The following is a 1,929-nucleotide window of genomic DNA, read 5'->3' on the forward strand; positions in this document are numbered from 1 at the left end:
ATAAAAAAACTTCCCTCTCATAATATGCAGAAAATTTAGCATATTAATCCAGGAAAGTATAGTATTTAATCTGGAGAAATTTGAAAAAATTCTTCGCATTTTAGAGGAAATAAAGTGACTGTTTACACCTTAGTAGCAAGGTTTATCTGGAATGTGTCCGTAACCATTTAATTCTCCTTTTATTATCATTGTTTGTGTTAATCTATTATTTATGAGTTCACATTAAAATTGTCTTTCGTACAAGTAACTCCCTTATATGATGAATAGGAATATTACTGTAGTTTCTTTTCTATTACAGCAAGTTTCTTAAACTTTTTATCATAACTTTGACGTTGAATTAGATTATTCAACCAGAATTTTGCTCTCTCAAAATCCTCATTTTTTATAAAAGCTTCAATCACTTTTTTTAAATTGTCACTGTATTTAAAATTCTCATTTATCATTATTTCTAACCCTTGATTGTAACAATCTGATGCTAATTTATATTCCTTAGATTTTGAATATAACATCCCCAAATAAAATAACCCACTTGATGTTTCTTCTTTACTAAATCTAGGCTGTTTAATCGCTAAATTCATTATCTCAATTGCCTTTTTTCTTAAAAATAATTGTTCATAAGTATAGGCTCTATAAAAATAATCCTCATACTTCCTTAATGGTTTAATTAGTGAAATAATACCCATTACGACCCGTCCTTCACTATTTGTTTTTCTTCTTCAATAAATCTGCTATTTACTTCTTAAGAAACAAGAGTTCCCCCAATGTTATTGATTAAATATTCCCTTACATTTGTGTGTCTACATTCTAACTTTAGGATTTACCAAAGGTTAAAAGGATTTTTGTTTATCTAATACATCATCACTAAACAGATTAACATATACTTTGACCATTGCTATGCTTGTTTGCCCAAGTATCTTTTGTAATTCAAAAATTCCCGATCCGTTTTTTACACTCAATTTTGCAAAGGTATGCCTAAAAGTGTAGCAAGAACATCTTATTGATATTACAGCAAAAAGAAAAAACCGCTAGTCATAGCCAACGGTATTAGTTACACATCCATATAATTTGTATAGTTCCAATAAAGAAAATCTCCCAAGAAGAGTATGCTACCTTACTTGAACATTTATATTACAGTCATATGTGCCCCTTACTTAAACACATTCTTTAATGGACTGAAGGAATTATGCTGACGCTTAGCTCCATGTTAGTCATTTGAATATATTTTCGAGTCATACTCATGTCTGAGTGACCTAATATCTTTGGGGAGAGAATGGATCTCCTCCATTCATAAATATATCTTTTAGGATCGCACCCAATTGTTGAATATTGGAAAGTTGAAAGATCTACAAAAATGACAGTTTTTCTTCACGTTTTCGTCTAGCATATTCTCTTTTTGATTTAAGTACACGTTCTCTATTTTCTTCCTCATACTTTTTCCTTCGTTCAAGAATACGTTCTTTATTTTCTTCATAATACTTTTTATTGTAATCAGGGTTTTTCTCATGAAACTTTTTGCTTTGCCTTTTGATATTGTCTTTATTTTTCTGATACCTGTTTCTCGTATATGCACTACGACATTCTTTACATTTGTTACTCTTTCCAGCTAGATATTTATCAGCTTTGGTGAACTGACTCAATTCTTTCATTACTCCGCAACCAGTACAACGCTTTGAGATAATTTCGCCATTACTCTCGATATACTCAGTACCTGTTCTATTCCTCTTTAATACTTGATTGGCAGTCATTTTGATTCCCCTTATTTGAATAAGAAAATCTTGCAATTCCAGTCGGTGTTTAATACATACCGGATTAACCCCCGAATTTTGGACAATTACTCTCTTAATCTATCATTTTCGTAGTTTTTTATTTTTTGATTTCTTTCGTTGTTTTTTCAGAAGGCCAAGTTGCTTGACATGGAGCCTCTGCGGG

At 31.0% G+C, this 1,929-nt stretch carries 2 protein-coding genes and 1 pseudogene; all 3 read right to left on the reverse strand.

Annotated features, from left to right (window positions below):
- Positions 1-272: 272 nt before the first annotated feature.
- A complete protein-coding gene (locus tag M3226_RS31260) occupies positions 273-683 on the reverse strand; it encodes a hypothetical protein (RefSeq protein WP_251573395.1) in 411 nt (136 codons plus the stop codon).
- A 144-nt stretch (positions 684-827) separates the two neighbouring features.
- Positions 828-998: pseudogene (locus M3226_RS31265) on the reverse strand (tyrosine-type recombinase/integrase); the annotation flags it as partial.
- 345 nt (positions 999-1,343) lie between these two features.
- Positions 1,344-1,745 carry a hypothetical protein gene (locus M3226_RS31270; RefSeq protein ID WP_251573397.1) on the reverse strand — a complete coding sequence of 134 codons (402 nt, stop codon included), beginning with the start codon at positions 1,743-1,745 and terminating at the stop codon, positions 1,344-1,346.
- Between the last annotated feature and the right edge of the window lie 184 nt (positions 1,746-1,929).

The sequence above is a fragment of the Neobacillus cucumis genome, assembly GCF_023715505.1.